The organism is Brevibacillus sp. HB1.3 (assembly GCF_013186635.1).
Lineage (GTDB): Bacteria > Bacillota > Bacilli > Brevibacillales > Brevibacillaceae > Brevibacillus > Brevibacillus brevis_D.
Window position 1 is genome coordinate 601,305 of the sequence record NZ_JABMIT010000002.1, and the last position, 14,052, is coordinate 615,356.

The following is a 14,052-nucleotide window of genomic DNA, read 5'->3' on the forward strand; positions in this document are numbered from 1 at the left end:
CAGAGAGGGGTAAACCGAATGGAGCAAGGCTCATTATACACAGCAGAACTCATGCAGCCGATTAAAATGGGGAGCTACCCTGCAGAGGATGTTACATTCCTGTTGAAAGAAATCAGCGGATTGATGGAAGAAACCAACACGGAGGATCGGGAAGAATTGATTCAGGCGGGAACACATTACTCCGAGATGCTGCCTGTTGAGTATCAGCCCTCCGCCGAGTACATCTCATTGTTTCATCAGGCCTTGCAGACGACAGCACGAAAAGTGGCGCTGGCGTCAGGAGTAGTGGCTGAATCCATCCTTGCACGCAAAGGCAAGGAGATTGTGCTTGCCTCGCTTGCAAGAGCAGGAACGCCGATCGGTGTTTTGATCCGCCGCTATTTGAGACAAATTCACCAGCTGGATACGCCGCACTACAGCATCTCGATCATTCGCGGAAAAGGTATTGACGAGAATGCACTGCGCTATATTCTCGAGCATCATCCAGGCAAAGGAATTCAGTTCGTAGATGGTTGGACAGGCAAGGGCGCTATTACATCGGTCTTGCACGAGTCGATCTCCCGCTTTAACCAGAAATTCCATACGCGGCTTGATGCCGATTTGGCTGTTCTCGCGGACCCAGGGTATTGCGTGCAGACGTTTGGCACTCGCGAAGATTTTTTGATCCCGAGCGCTTGCCTGAACTCGACCGTGTCCGGTTTGATCAGTCGTACCGTACACCGTGACGACCTCATTGCAGCTGGTGAATTTCACGGAGCCAAATTTTATCGGGAATGGGCGGACGAAGATGTTTCCAACCTGTTCGTCAATACGATTTCGGCGCATTTTGCGGATATTGCCAACGAGGCAAAGGCAAAAGCAGCTGAACTGATCAGCCACGAGGACGACTACGTGCCGACCTGGAAGGGCATGCACGATATTGGGCGGATTCAGCAAGAGCTGCAAATTGATGATGTGAATCTAATTAAACCGGGAGTTGGCGAAACGACACGCGTGCTTTTGCGCAGAGTTCCATGGAAAATTCTTGTCGATTCAGTCGAAAACCCTAACCTTGCTCATATCATCATGCTCGCCAAGGATCGTGGTGTATTCGTGGAGGAACGTTCCGATATGAGCTATTCCTGCTGTGGTATTATCCGAACGATGGGAGGGGAAAACCAATGATTTTTGCAAGTGACCTGGACCAGACCCTCCTATACGGGAAACGATTTCTCACGGACGAAATGCAGTCGTTTCAGGTAGTCGAAGTGCTTGAAGGCGAACCAATCTCGCACATGTCTGACCGGGCAATCCAACTTCTTCATGAAGTTCATCTAAAGTCTCTGTTTATACCCGTAACAACAAGAACGATTGAACAGTATCAGCGAATTTTGATTTTCCAGAATGAGCTTTTACCTCGCTATGCAATTACCAGCAACGGCGGCAATGTAATCCGTGACGGACGAATAGACGAGCAGTGGAGTCGTCAGGTACATAGCCGAATGGTCAACGAATGCGCGCCGTTTCCCGACATGCTGGCCGGTTTCGCCCAGATCAGCAATGACAGTTGGGTGATTCGGGAGAGAATGGCAGAGGATCTGTTCTTCTACAGCATCATTGATCGAGAAAAAATGCCTGTCGACGAGCTACGCGACTTCGAGCGCTGGGTGGCGCAACAAAACTGGAGCATGTCCATTCAGGGCCGAAAGCTCTACCTCGTGCCCCAGGCGGTCAACAAGCGCGATGCGACCTTGTACGTGTGCGAGCTGGAGCAGGATGAGCAGCTGATCGCAGCTGGCGATTCGCTACTAGACCTGCCTCTGCTGGAAGCAGCGCAACTGGCGATCGTTCCACCGCATGGGGAGATTTATCAGAGTCGTAATCACGGCGGCGCTGTGGGCAACTTCCACTTTACGCAGGCGTCGGGAATCAGCGCTGCAGAAGAGATTTTGCAAACCGTTCTGTCATGGTATCACCAACTGGTCAAAGCAACATAAAACAAGTCGTGAACTTGCCTCGCTTTGATCCTGAAAAATGAAAAAAACGCTAACGCTCAAAAAAGACACAAAATGGATGAAATTTGTTGTTTTTTGCAAAAAAATGTAGATTTTATTGGATAGCAATGGAATAATCGAATTGTAATCTGCAAAATACTGGGGTATAGCCCGGACAGAGTAGGAGGGTGACATGTCAGTTATCAGTTTGCAAAAAGGGCAAAAAATTGACCTGACCAAAGGAAATGCCGGCTTGAGCAAAGTGCTGGTTGGACTTGGCTGGGACCCGGTAAAAAAATCCGGCGGACTACTTGGTGGACTGTTTGGTGGTGGACAAGCCAACATCGATTGCGATGCGTCCGTAATCATGCTGAACGAAAATGGAAAATTTACAAAAGAAACAAATCTCGTCTATTTCGGAAATAAGCGAAGCGGTTGCGGAAGCGTCAATCACTCGGGGGACAATCTTACCGGTGAAGGGGAAGGCGACGATGAGCAGATATCTGTCGAGCTTTCACGTGTCCCTTCCGATGTTCACAAGCTGATTTTCGTGGTCAATATCTACGATTGTGTCAGTCGTCGTCAGGATTTCGGAATGATTGGCAACGCATATATCCGCATCATGAATCCATCTTCTCGTCAGGAACTGTGCAAATTCAATCTGACGGAGAATTACTCAGGGAAAACCTCACTGATCGTGGGTGAACTGTATCGCCACTCAGGTGAATGGAAGTTTGCTGCTATTGGTGAAGGAACAACCGATACGTCGATTTCCCAGCTGGTCAGACGCTACACGTAGCACCTATCAGGTTATGCTTATTACAATAAAGAATTCAAATTTTAGGAGGAATAACAAATGGCAGTATCTTTGCAAAAAGGACAAAAGGTTGATTTGACAAAAACGAACCCTGGCTTGACCCAAATCAAGGTAGGTCTTGGCTGGGATACCAACAAGTATGATGGCGGCGGCGAATTCGACCTGGATGTGTCCGTATTCCTGCTGAACGACCAAGGCAAAGTGGAAGACGACAAACATTTCGTATTTTTCAACAATCCATCCAGCCCTGACGGCTCCGTTGTTCACTCCGGTGACAACCGCACTGGTGATGGCGACGGTGATGACGAAGTAATCGAAATCGACTTGTCCAAAGTTTCCGCGAATATCCAAAAGGTTGCTTTCACCATCACGATTTACGATGCGGCTACCCGCAACCAAAACTTTGGTCAAGTATCCAATGCGTATGCGCGTGTACTGAGCGCAAGCAGTGGCGAAGAACTCATTCGCTACGACCTTGGAGAAGATTTCTCCATTGAAACCGCTGTTGTAGTTGGCGAACTGTATCGTCATGGCAGTGAGTGGAAATTCAGCGCAATCGGCTCAGGCTACAAAGACGGTCTTGCTGGTCTGGCGCGTGATTTTGGCGTTAACATCGGCTAATTAACCAGTACGAAACGTGGAAAGGATGAACTTGCCATGTCAGTAATCAGCTTATCTAAAGGTCAAAAAATTGATCTGACGAAAGGCAATCCGAATCTGACCAAACTGGTCGTTGGACTCGGTTGGGATACAAACAAATATAATGGTGGATTTGATTTTGACCTCGACGCAGCGGCGTTTTTGCTCCACGCAGACGGCAAAGCAACCAACATTCAGCACTTTGTTTTCTATAACAACCTACAAGGCGGCAACGGTTCCGTTATTCATACTGGTGATAATCTGACGGGTGAAGGCGATGGCGATGATGAGCAAATCAAGATCGACCTGACCAAAGTACCGTCCGAGATTGAAAAAATCGCCATTACGATTACGATTCACGATGCAGAAGCGAGACGCCAAAATTTTGGACAAGTCTCCAACGCATTTGTTCGTGTCGTTGATGAAAATACGAACCAAGAAGTTCTTCGTTACGACTTGGGCGAGGATTTCTCCGTTGAAACTGCTATCGTCGTATGCGAATTGTATCGCTATCAGGGCGAGTGGAAGTTTGCTGCGGTGGGCAGTGGTTTTTCCGGCGGCCTCCAAGCGCTTTGCAATAACTTCGGATTACAAGCAGGTTAATTCGTACCAGCCAAAGGATGCTAGTTTGATAGTAGGGACTAGCATCCTTCCTTCATTTTTTGGACAAGACGCAACCAAGGCAACGCCACGGACTTGGCGGAACCGAGTTTTCTAAAATAGGTGATAGTGATGACGATGATGGTTGTTAAGGGACAAAAGGTTGATGTAACGAAGCAGTTTCCAGGGCTGACCAAGGTGATTGTTGGTCTTGGCTGGCATACCGGCAGCGAACTTGATCTGGATGCATCGGCATTTCAGTTGGGCGCAACCGGGAAAGTGAATCGTGAGGAGGATTTCATATTCTACGGAAATCCTAAATCAACGAACGGAGCTGTCTCCCTGCGGGACGGCGCTGGAGATAAACAGCAATTCGAACTGGAACTTTCCGCAATTCCGCTTGACGTAGAAAAGATCGCCTTTACGATTACCATTTACGACGCCATTTCACGTGGCCAAACGTTTCGACAGGTTTCCGATCTTTATTTGCGAATCTTGCATCCTGTCACATTCGCTGAAATGATCCGATTTCCATTAGTTGATTTTTCTACAGAAAACTCGATCGTGACAGGTGAATTATATCGCTACAATGGCGAATGGAAGTTTAATGCGATTGGAAGCGGCTTTAACGGTGGACTTACTGCCTTATGCGGTAATTTCGGCGTAGAGGTGGCACAGGAGCAATCCTCTTCACCACAACCGTCTCCAACCATTCCGCCGCCTCCAAAGGTTGAGCAACCACCGGCACCGCCGATCAATCTATCCAAGGTTGAGCTGACGAAAAAAGGTGAAACGATCAGCTTGCGAAAATCAAGCGGGGCGTTGGGGCAAATCAGTGTGAACCTAAACTGGAATAGAAAAGTCAAGAAATCAAGCGGTTTTTTGGGCTTTAATAAATCCGATGGCATCGACCTTGATCTTGGATGTTTGTATGAGATGTCAGACGGGAATAAAGGTTGTATCCAAGCGCTGGGCCGGCATTTTGGTGAATATCTCCGTTTCCCGTTTATCGAGCTGGACGGAGATGACCGTACAGGATCCAGAACTGATGGGGAAAATCTCCGCATTAACGGCAATCATGTGAGGGAGTTTAATCGTGTCCTGATCTATGCCTATATCTATGAAGGTGTAGCGAAATGGGCCGAAACGGATGGCGTTGTCACGATCAAACAAGCCGACAACCCGGAAATTGTGGTCCGCATGGACGTGCACGACCCTCGGAATATTATGTGTGCCATTGCCATGATCGAGAGAAAAGGAGATACCTTTGAGATCAAGCGTCTCGTTGAATATTTCAACGGACATAAACCGATGGATCGCTACTACGGTTGGAACATGCGTTGGTCCGCAGGCAGCAAATAACCTAGGAGGACGAAGAAATGGAGTTTTTGAATGGGCTGATTGAAACCTATTCAAGTTTTTTTTCATGGGAGGTTTTGCAGGGGGTACTGACCAATCCTGCTAACTGGACAATTATTCTTTCATTGGTCATTCTGGAAGGATTACTTTCAGCTGACAATGCACTGGTATTAGCAGTAATGGTAAATCATTTGCCAGAAAAGCAAAAGAAACGCGCATTGTTTTACGGCTTGCTCGGTGCCTATTTATTCCGTTTCCTGGCAATCGGTTTAGGTGTTTTCCTGGTCAAGATGACAGCGATCAAAGTAATGGGTGCACTCTACCTGCTCAAAATTGCGGCAGACCACTTCTTTGGCCATAATGAAAAAGCGCAAAAAGCAATCGATTTGCTGCTATATCTGGGAATGGCAGCATGCTTGTACTTTATCCCAATCCCGGTTGTACAAATTCTCGGTGGATTGCTCATCGTCTGGTTGCTCTACCGCTTATTCAAGTCCGGTGGGGAAGAAGAAAACGAGGCCGAGAACAAAGGAAAAGGCTTCTGGAAAACTGTACTTGCCGTTGAGATGATGGATATTGCCTTCTCCATCGACTCCGTTTTAGCTGCATTTGGTGTCAGCAACCAAGTATGGGTTCTGTTCCTAGGCGGAATTCTCGGTGTCCTGATGATGCGGGGGGTTGCTCAAATCTTCCTGAAACTGATCGAGCGAATTCCGGAATTCGAAACAACCGCATTCGTACTTATTGCGCTCATCTCCGTGAAAATGTTCTTGGGCGCAGCAGGCATCCACATCGAGTCATACCTCTTCTTCGGCGTTCTGGTTCTCACCTTCCTTGGTACCTTCATCGTGCATAAGATGAAAAAAGGAAAACATGGGGAACAAGAAGACTCGAAGGAAAACGTTGCGTAAATAGCATGAGGTAAAGAAAAGCGAGGTCGAACAGACACTCGCTTTTCTTTTCGAATAAAGGAGGACAAGAGATGATATCGTTTGTAAAAGATGTACAGGTGGTACTGGAAAAGAAAAAATTGCAACAGGTGAAGGCGCGCGTGGCCTTGGTGCTTGATATAACCGGTTCTATGCGTCCTTACTATAAAAACGGAACGGTACAAAAGGTAGTGGAACGGATTTTGGCAGTAGCTAGCCAATTTGATGATGACCAGGCACTTGATATTTGGGTCTATGATCATCGGTTTTCCCGACTTCCATCGGTGACCGAGAAGGATTTTGAGAACTATGTGAATCGCACAATTTTGGAGAATAATACTATCGAAAAATTCGGCCGAAATGACGAGCCATTAGTCATGCGTGATATTCTCGCCAAATATACGATGGAAGAACCGAGTCATCTGCCTACCTACATCACCTTCATTAACGATGGCGGTGTGAAAAAGGGAACGAATGACACAGGGGATTCTGTGCAAAAGCTGATTATCGAGTCGTCCACAAAGCCATTGTTTTGGCAATTTGTAGGTATTGGTGACGCAGACTTCGGTGTGTTGAAAAAGCTGGATACGATCGAAGGGCGCTACATCGATAATGCCAACTTTTTTCAAATCGAAAACATCGACACGATTTCAAATGCTGCCCTATACGATTTGCTGCTAAACGAGTTCCCCCTTTGGCTGGATGAAGCAAAACAAAAAGGGGTTTTGGCCTAAATGAGAAAACGGATTTGGTTCAATCGAACGTTCGCTACGGCTTATCCAATCGTCGAAATGATTCGCAATAACCCGGATAACTTCACTTTCGAGATTTATGTGACTCACCCGAAACGTCATAGTGTGATGCTACAAATCGCCGACTATGCTGAACTAGAGCCCACGCTGGATGTGCCAGAATACATCGACTATTGCCTGTCGTTTTGTAAAAAGCACCGGATCGACGTATTTCTCCCCAACTATCGATTGGTGGAAATCTCCAAGCATATCAAAGAGTTTGAGCGGCAGGGCACGCAGGTTATGATTGCTCAGGAACATCAGTTGCTGGAGGATATTTCAGATAAGGGGAAGCTGTTTCAACTTTTTCAGGACGTACCGGAAGTACCGTTACCCGCGTATGCGATTGTGAATACAGCTGAACAATTCCAAATAGCATATGAACAACTGAAACAAGACGGAAACAAGGTTTGCTTCAAGCCTGCCCGGGGCGAAGGTGGAGCAGGCTTTTATATTGTGGAGGAGCAGCTTGATCCGATTGACCGACTGTTTCGATCAACCCACCAGCAAATCACGATAGAAGAAGTAGTCCGCACACTGTCCACACGAGAAACGTTTGAGGAAATAATGGTCATGGAGTATTTGGACTCGTATGAGTACAGCATCGATTGCCTCGCCTATGAAGGACAGTTGCTGGCAGCGGTGCCCCGCAAGAAAGTAGAAGGGCGTATTCGCGAGCTTGAGGACAACGATGAACTGCTACGAATTGCCGAAGCCGTGCAGCAGCGGTTGCAGCTTTCCTATTTGTTTAATGTGCAAATCAAATACAAGGAAGGTATCCCCAAGCTGCTGGAAATCAATCCGCGAGCTTCCGGCGGCATGTATATCTCTTGCCGGTCCGGAGTGAATTTTCCTTACTTGGCACTGAAACTGCTTTTGACTGGAAAGGCGGACGTTCCTGTTCCAAAGCTTGATATTTTAATGACCCACGTTGAACGAGAGAGAGACTTGACGAGGATTCTGTAAAATATAAGAAAAACAAAAATTTATCATGGGAGAGACCTCTTTTTCCAAGGCTTCTCCCCTTTTGAGACTCGAAGGAATACCTTAAAACGTTGCCTAGTATATTATGAAGGTGGTAAGGTTTCGTTGAAAACAGCGAGTGAGATACTTTCGATAATCAGGAATGACAGTTTCTTAGAGAATATCTTCCATAAAGATGTTGATTGGGACGCTAAATTAGACGCTAGGGATGCTGTTGAATTTGATGTAGCCTGGATTTCTAGTTACAAAACAGTTGATGAAATTGCCCCCTCTGAAAATACCGTGATTAGAGAAATTAGGGAATTTGTGTTCAAGCAAACTTTTCGGATAACCCAGAATTCGGAAGTGGCAGGTTATGCATCGGACGACTTTGGCCTCATTTCCAAGGCGTTTGAAAACAAGATCAATATTGAGTTTATCAATAAACTATGGGAGTCCTACCTGCAAGGGGAATTCCCGAATTCCAGTATATGTGAATGAATTTTCATACGTTGTGATTATGAGAGTAGTCGAAAAAGACCGGAGAAGCATATAAAATATGCACTCCGGTCTTTTTGGATTAGGAAAGAGAGAGTTCCCTTTACTTTTTAGTTGCTGCTTCAATATCTTTGTACGCCCAATGGGTTGGAGGTACGTCCGGCCAGCTTTGTCCAGTTACCGGACTTAACTGTTGATGGTTCAGCAAACGATTGATAATAGTGACTGTTTCTGCTCGAGTCAATGTCTTTTGGGGATGGAATGTACCATCTGGATAGCCAGCCAAGTAACCATCTTTACTTACTGCCGCAATAATCTGCGTTGCCCAGTGATCTGCTGGTACATCGTAGAAGTTGTTCGGCATACCGTCTCCATTTAATCCCAAATACTTATATACAATGGTCGCCATTTCCGCGCGCGTGATTCCGCCTCCCGGATTGAACGTACCATTCGCATAACCGTTCATCAGACCTGCTTCATTTGCTCTTCTAATCGCATCTGCTGCCCAATGCTGGTCGGCTACGTCCATAAACATTCCGCTTGCGGATGTAGTCTTGACCATTCCTGTGTTTACCAGAATCATGGCCATTTCTGCACGAGTCACTTGGCGATTTGGATCGAAGTTTCCGGTTGGATAGCCGTTCATGTAGCCTGTTTGGTCGTTTTTCTCTTTTGCTGGCTCACTTGGCTTCGGTTCTATATAACCGGAGCTGCCTCCAGTAAAGAACGGATTTTGAACTTGATGAGTGTTTTTCCGATCTTTTTTCCGTTCTTTATCCCGGTCTCTGTCTCGTTTATCGACAGATTCTAAATCTCTTCTTGCTTTTTTAAGCTCAGCCAGTGCTTCGTCTACCTCTTCTTGGGTTGCGTCAGGATCTTCTAATACGTCTTTTGCACGCTTCAATGCTTTCTCGAGCTTTCTCCAACTTGAAGATGTATAGTCATCTTCATCCAAATCTTCATCGTCGATTTCATCTACTTTTGCTTGTAGCTTTGATTTGTCGACTGTAGGTGTAGGCTCATCTGGTTTTTTCAAACCGTCTCTGGCCTTTGTCAATGCCGAGAGTGCTTTGTCTACTTCTTCTTGGGTTGCATTTCGATCAGCCAGAACCGCATTCGCTTTTTCTAATGCTTTTTGCAGTTCTTCCCAGCTCTCGCTTGTGTAGTCTTCACCCACTAGATCTTCGGATTGGATTTTATCCGCTTTGGCTTGCAGCTTCGTTTTGTCCACTGAAGGTGTTGGCGTTGGCACGCTTGGTTTTTTCAAACCGTCTCTCGCCTTTGTCAATGCCGAGAGCGCTTCGTCTACTTCTTGTTGGGTTGCATTTGGATCAGCCAGCACTGCATTTGCTTTTTCCAATGCCTGTTTCAGTTCTGCCCAGCTCGCGCTTGTGTACTCTTCTTCCTTCAAGTTCTCAGCCTTGATTTCATCTGCTTTGGCTTGCAGCTTCGTTTTGTCGACGGTAGGCGTAGGCTCGTCTTGCTTTTTCAAACCGTCTCTCGCCTTTGTCAGTGCCGTCAGTGCTTCGTCTACTTCTTGTTGAGTTGCGTTTGGATCAGCCAGAACCGCTTCTGCTTTTTGCAAAGCTTTTTGCAGTTCTTCCCAGCTTTCGGTTGTGTAATCGTCTGCCTTTAGATTCTCGGTTTTGATTTCGCCCGCTTTTGCTTGCAGCTTCGATTTATCAACGACAGGTTGGGTTGGTGTTGTATCTACAGTAATAGACTTTGTCGCCTTGGCTGTCTTGCCGTCGACTGTCGTCGCTGTTACCTCAACGGTGTATTCACCATCTTTTAAATCTTGGGTAGGTGTAAACGTCCAGTTGCCTTCTGCATCAGCTGTTACTGTTGGAGTATCTACTACATTGCCATCTTTGTCTTTAATCTCAACGGTCACCTTAGATCCTGGTGTTGACGTTCCTTTGAACTCCGGCTTCGTTACAGTGACTCGATCGGTACTTGGTTCAGTAATCGTAATTGTCGCCCCAGGATTCTCAACATTTTTGTTAAATGGATCTACTGGAGCACCGTTTGTACCTTTTAAGTTCCCCAAGCCATCATAGGAAATGTTTACTGCTTTATTGGAAACATTCGTACCTGCTGGCAAGGTGATCACTAGCTTTGTAGCATCGTTTTCGTCAACTTTGAAAGTGAGACCACCGTTTTCTAGAGGTGTACCATCCACTGTAATGGTAAATCCAGTTAAATCGGTTAACTCTACTCGGCGATCAAACGTCAACGTTATTTTATTGCCATCGGCTACTGTTTCCTCAATTGTAGCAGCTGTTGGTACGGGGACAATTGTGGCAATCGTAAAATAATGGCCAGTAGCAAATTCAGCACTATTCAGTGTTACTTTGCCATCTGTTAATGGATGGAATGCATCGTTCTGATCGAATTGCTCATCCCCACTAACAACCAGATACAAAGGCCACTCAGAAGCGCCTTTTACTTTGTCTACTTGCAGTGTAATGTCTCTATCTTGCCAATTCGTTTTCTCTACTTTATAGGTGCGTCCAATACGTTTTAGACTTTCTGTATCTTTTGTTAATGGAGCCACGAATGTAACGTCTCCACCGTTATCGCTAAAAACAAAGAATGATTTATCTTCTGCAATCGTCGTGGTATTCTGGGCATTCGTCTCTTGGATCGCATTGCCTATTGCAAGCGTGACATTGGCACCGTCAACCTGAGATTTCGATTGCTTTTGATACAAAGCACCTACTTCATCACGACCGATCCCTGTGATGCGGTTGCCGTAGCCAGTGTTATTGCTAGCTTTCCACATCGTTGAGCCATTGCTAGCGACATAATCAATCGGAGCATTATTTTCATCTTTCAATGTCAATCCGTATTTTAAAGCAAGGTAACTGTTGACTTTGTTTCGGTCTTCATCAGTCAATTTACGGTTATAAAGGATCGTTTCAGACATCTTCCCGTAAAAGCGACTGTTATGACCTGCACCAAAATAATAAGGTTTACTTCCGCTTGTTATAGGAGATGCAAAGTTGGGATTATTGCTATTTGTCTCCTGTAATACTTTTCCGTTTAGCGAAAGTGCCCAATCATTTGGTGCACTCCAGATGTTTAACATCGCTCCATTTTTTAATTGGTAATCACCGACGTCTACGCTCAAGCTACCTTCGTCTCTACCGAAATATGAACTTATGGATTTTCCATTATTAGCTCCATAAACAACTGCAGCTGTATGTTTTCCTCCAAACTCCCATGGGAATCCGATATATCTGTCACTTGCCTGGACGGAGAATATTTCCCGATCCGTAGTAGCATTATTATTAAAATCAATAGAAGAGCGAGTGTAATACCCTTTACTTGAGTCAATTTGGATTCCGCTATTGAAATTCAGAGCGTTAGGCACATTATCATTGGAACTAGCACCACTAGGCATCCATGCTCCGCGATCTGCCAAGTCTGTTAATTGATTGATTTGTTTCCCCGAAAGCACAGCACTGCGTTCTACATCAACCCAAGAGAGTAAGCCTTCACTCACCCCGCCTGGCCCTTGCGTAGGTACGCCTGGTTTTTTCAACTCTTCTCTGGCCTTTGTCAATGCCGAGAGCGCTTCTTCTACTTCTTGTTGGGTTGCATTTGGATCAGCCAGAACCGCTTCTGCTTTTTGCAATGCCTTTTGCAGTTCTTCCCAACTTTCTGATGTGTAATCTTCTGCCTTCAGGTTTTCGTTCTTAATTTGCTCCTCTTTTGCTTGCAGCTTCGATTTATCAACGACAGGTTCGGTTGTTGGTGTTGTATCTACGGTAATAGACTTTGTTGCTTTGGCTAACTTGCCCTCGTCTGTCGTAGCTGTTACCTCAACTGTGTATTCACCGTCTTCCAAATCTCGGGTTGGTGTAAATGTCCAGTTGCCTTCTGCATCAACTGTTACCATTGGAGTATCTACTACATTGCCATCTTTGTCTTTAATCTCAACGGTCACCTTAGATCCCGCTGTTGACGTTCCTTTGAACTCTGGTTTCCCAGTGGGCACCTTGTCTCCGGACGGTTGTTCAAACGTTACTGTCGGTGGCGCTTTCCACAACAAAGCATTACTTTCACCGTAAACTGCAAAAAGAGGACTGTCGTCCGCAATCAGATTCTCCAGCCCCGCTAGATCACCCGCGTCGGCTTGTCCAAACTTGCTTCCAGCAGTCATACGATTTTGCGCGGTAATACCCGCTTTTCCGGTAAACTCACCGCTTAGCGTAAGAAGTGTACTGCCTTGCAGATTAACGTTTCGTGCTTTTGGTTGGCCCGAAACTACTATTGTATTCCCCGTAATAGTTGCATCGCCGGAAAGAGCGAATTTTCCCGCTTGGATATCAACTCCTCCGCCACTGTTGTTAGTGATTTGGCCTCCGGTCATATTGAATGTACCCGCACCAAGATAGACCGCACCTGTACTATTATTCTTATTGCCTGTAATTACTCCACCAGTCATTTGTAAGACCGCTGTAATTTGACCGAGATAGATTGCGCTTCCCGGAAAGTTTGAATAACTATTCTGTAAAACAGTGCCTTCTTCAATGATCAGTTTTGCATCATAGACGTTAATGATTCTACCTTGGGCCATTTTCCCCCCTTGGTAGTTGCCGTCCATGATAATATTTTTTAATGTAAGCTGGCCCAGATTAAGATCTAAAAGAGTGCCATCTCCAGCCGGGTCACGCTGAATCACGGCAGTCTCCCCGACTCCAGGAGCCGTGGTGATCGTAACAACCTTGTTCTTATCGAATTTTTTTGTAGTGCTGGCCAATAAGTTGATATTGTCCAGAACATATATAGTCCCCGCGCTACCAATCTTTTGATAGGCTGTATACAACGTAGCAAAAGGAAGATCTCGGGTTCCATCACCTGTGGTGTCATCGCCACTGCTAGAGACGTAATAGGTCTCTTCTTCAGCAGCATAGCTGACGGGTGTTCCTAAGCTTGCCACCATGCTGGTGAAGACAAGCGAAAAAATCAGGAAAACCATCCCTATTTTCCGTAGATTAATACCGTTACTTAGCATGCAGATCCATTCCTTTCTGAGATTTGATTTGTGTTACGCTTCCGATGCTCTCAATGTGAATCGACTTTCTCGCCTCACTTTCACTTTTTCATCTGCTATGTCATATGTCAGCGGCACATAAGTTGCAGTATTCAACTGAAAAAAAGCTGACAGGGCTTACCGCCTTTCCTCAAAGCATCGGCCAGTGGGACGCTTCCACCCATTTTGTAGCTTTGTAATTTTTTATAGCCCTTTCTTCCTCTCCCCTCGGATTCTGGATATTTTGTTGAAACTATCTATTTTTCAATAGACTTCATCCAATATGTCATCTTAACAGGGGCACCTCTACATAACCTCTACAACTTCCCTAGTCTACCTTGATATATTCTTTTTAAGAGGTGTCCTGAATATCTTGTCGAAGAGTATTCATTATGAAAAAATTGATATTCTTCGGATTTGGGAACTAACAATCTTCTTACTA

The 14,052-nt window shown here is 45.7% G+C and carries 11 protein-coding genes; 10 read left to right on the plus strand and 1 reads right to left on the minus strand.

Translation table 11 applies throughout. The features are described from left to right. Positions 1-18 precede the first annotated feature (18 nt). The 10 genes from HPY31_RS07335 (at position 19) to HPY31_RS07380 (ending at position 8,572) form a co-directional block, all read left to right on the plus strand. Entirely contained in the window at positions 19-1,164 is a 1,146-nt protein-coding gene (locus HPY31_RS07335) for a cysteine protease StiP family protein (RefSeq protein WP_172139742.1), read from the plus strand. Next, positions 1,161-1,976, plus strand: coding sequence for an HAD family hydrolase (locus tag HPY31_RS07340; protein WP_172139744.1), 816 nt, complete (start codon positions 1,161-1,163; stop codon positions 1,974-1,976). Before HPY31_RS07335 ends, HPY31_RS07340 begins: the two co-directional genes overlap by 4 nt. A 190-nt stretch (positions 1,977-2,166) precedes the next feature. Beyond that, positions 2,167-2,772, plus strand: a complete 606-nt coding sequence (locus tag HPY31_RS07345; RefSeq protein ID WP_015894027.1) for a TerD family protein — start codon at positions 2,167-2,169, stop codon at positions 2,770-2,772. A gap of 57 nt (positions 2,773-2,829) precedes the next feature. After that, positions 2,830-3,411 (plus strand): TerD family protein, encoded by a 582-nt coding sequence (locus HPY31_RS07350; protein ID WP_016739422.1) that lies wholly within the window; start codon positions 2,830-2,832, stop codon positions 3,409-3,411. A gap of 36 nt (positions 3,412-3,447) precedes the next feature. Beyond that, complete coding sequence (locus HPY31_RS07355) at positions 3,448-4,032, plus strand: TerD family protein (protein ID WP_016739421.1); 585 nt, start codon at positions 3,448-3,450, stop codon at positions 4,030-4,032. 129 nt (positions 4,033-4,161) lie between these two features. Then, the gene (locus tag HPY31_RS07360; protein WP_172139903.1) at positions 4,162-5,391 is read left to right on the plus strand and encodes a TerD family protein; all 1,230 of its coding nucleotides are present in this window, start codon (positions 4,162-4,164) and stop codon (positions 5,389-5,391) included. Between the two features lie 17 nt (positions 5,392-5,408). After that, on the plus strand, positions 5,409-6,299 hold the full coding sequence (locus HPY31_RS07365) for a TerC family protein (protein WP_172139746.1): 891 nt from the start codon (positions 5,409-5,411) through the stop codon (positions 6,297-6,299). Between the two features lie 71 nt (positions 6,300-6,370). Beyond that, positions 6,371-7,051, plus strand: a complete 681-nt coding sequence (locus HPY31_RS07370) for a vWA domain-containing protein (protein ID WP_172139748.1) — start codon at positions 6,371-6,373, stop codon at positions 7,049-7,051. Beyond that, positions 7,052-8,074: an ATP-grasp domain-containing protein gene (locus tag HPY31_RS07375; RefSeq protein ID WP_172139750.1), complete on the plus strand. Its 1,023-nt coding sequence runs from the start codon at positions 7,052-7,054 to the stop codon at positions 8,072-8,074. A 123-nt stretch (positions 8,075-8,197) separates the two neighbouring features. Continuing rightward, positions 8,198-8,572, plus strand: a complete 375-nt coding sequence (locus HPY31_RS07380) for a hypothetical protein (RefSeq protein ID WP_172139752.1) — start codon at positions 8,198-8,200, stop codon at positions 8,570-8,572. 100 nt (positions 8,573-8,672) lie between these two features. Here HPY31_RS07380 and HPY31_RS07385 read toward each other — a convergent pair whose 3' ends face one another. Then, positions 8,673-13,520, minus strand: coding sequence for a DUF8202 domain-containing protein (locus tag HPY31_RS07385; protein WP_216675500.1), 4,848 nt, complete (start codon positions 13,518-13,520; stop codon positions 8,673-8,675). Positions 13,521-14,052 lie beyond the last annotated feature (532 nt).

Coding starts and splice junctions, on each gene's coding strand:
- HPY31_RS07335 (WP_172139742.1), top strand. CDS start 19: ATGGAGCAAGGCTCATTATACACAGCAGAACTCATGCAGCCGATTAAA.
- HPY31_RS07340 (WP_172139744.1), top strand. CDS start 1,161: ATGATTTTTGCAAGTGACCTGGACCAGACCCTCCTATACGGGAAACGA.
- HPY31_RS07345 (WP_015894027.1), top strand. CDS start 2,167: ATGTCAGTTATCAGTTTGCAAAAAGGGCAAAAAATTGACCTGACCAAA.
- HPY31_RS07350 (WP_016739422.1), top strand. CDS start 2,830: ATGGCAGTATCTTTGCAAAAAGGACAAAAGGTTGATTTGACAAAAACG.
- HPY31_RS07355 (WP_016739421.1), top strand. CDS start 3,448: ATGTCAGTAATCAGCTTATCTAAAGGTCAAAAAATTGATCTGACGAAA.
- HPY31_RS07360 (WP_172139903.1), top strand. CDS start 4,162: ATGACGATGATGGTTGTTAAGGGACAAAAGGTTGATGTAACGAAGCAG.
- HPY31_RS07365 (WP_172139746.1), top strand. CDS start 5,409: ATGGAGTTTTTGAATGGGCTGATTGAAACCTATTCAAGTTTTTTTTCA.
- HPY31_RS07370 (WP_172139748.1), top strand. CDS start 6,371: ATGATATCGTTTGTAAAAGATGTACAGGTGGTACTGGAAAAGAAAAAA.
- HPY31_RS07375 (WP_172139750.1), top strand. CDS start 7,052: ATGAGAAAACGGATTTGGTTCAATCGAACGTTCGCTACGGCTTATCCA.
- HPY31_RS07385 (WP_216675500.1), bottom strand. CDS start 13,520: ATGGTGGCAAGCTTAGGAACACCCGTCAGCTATGCTGCTGAAGAAGAG.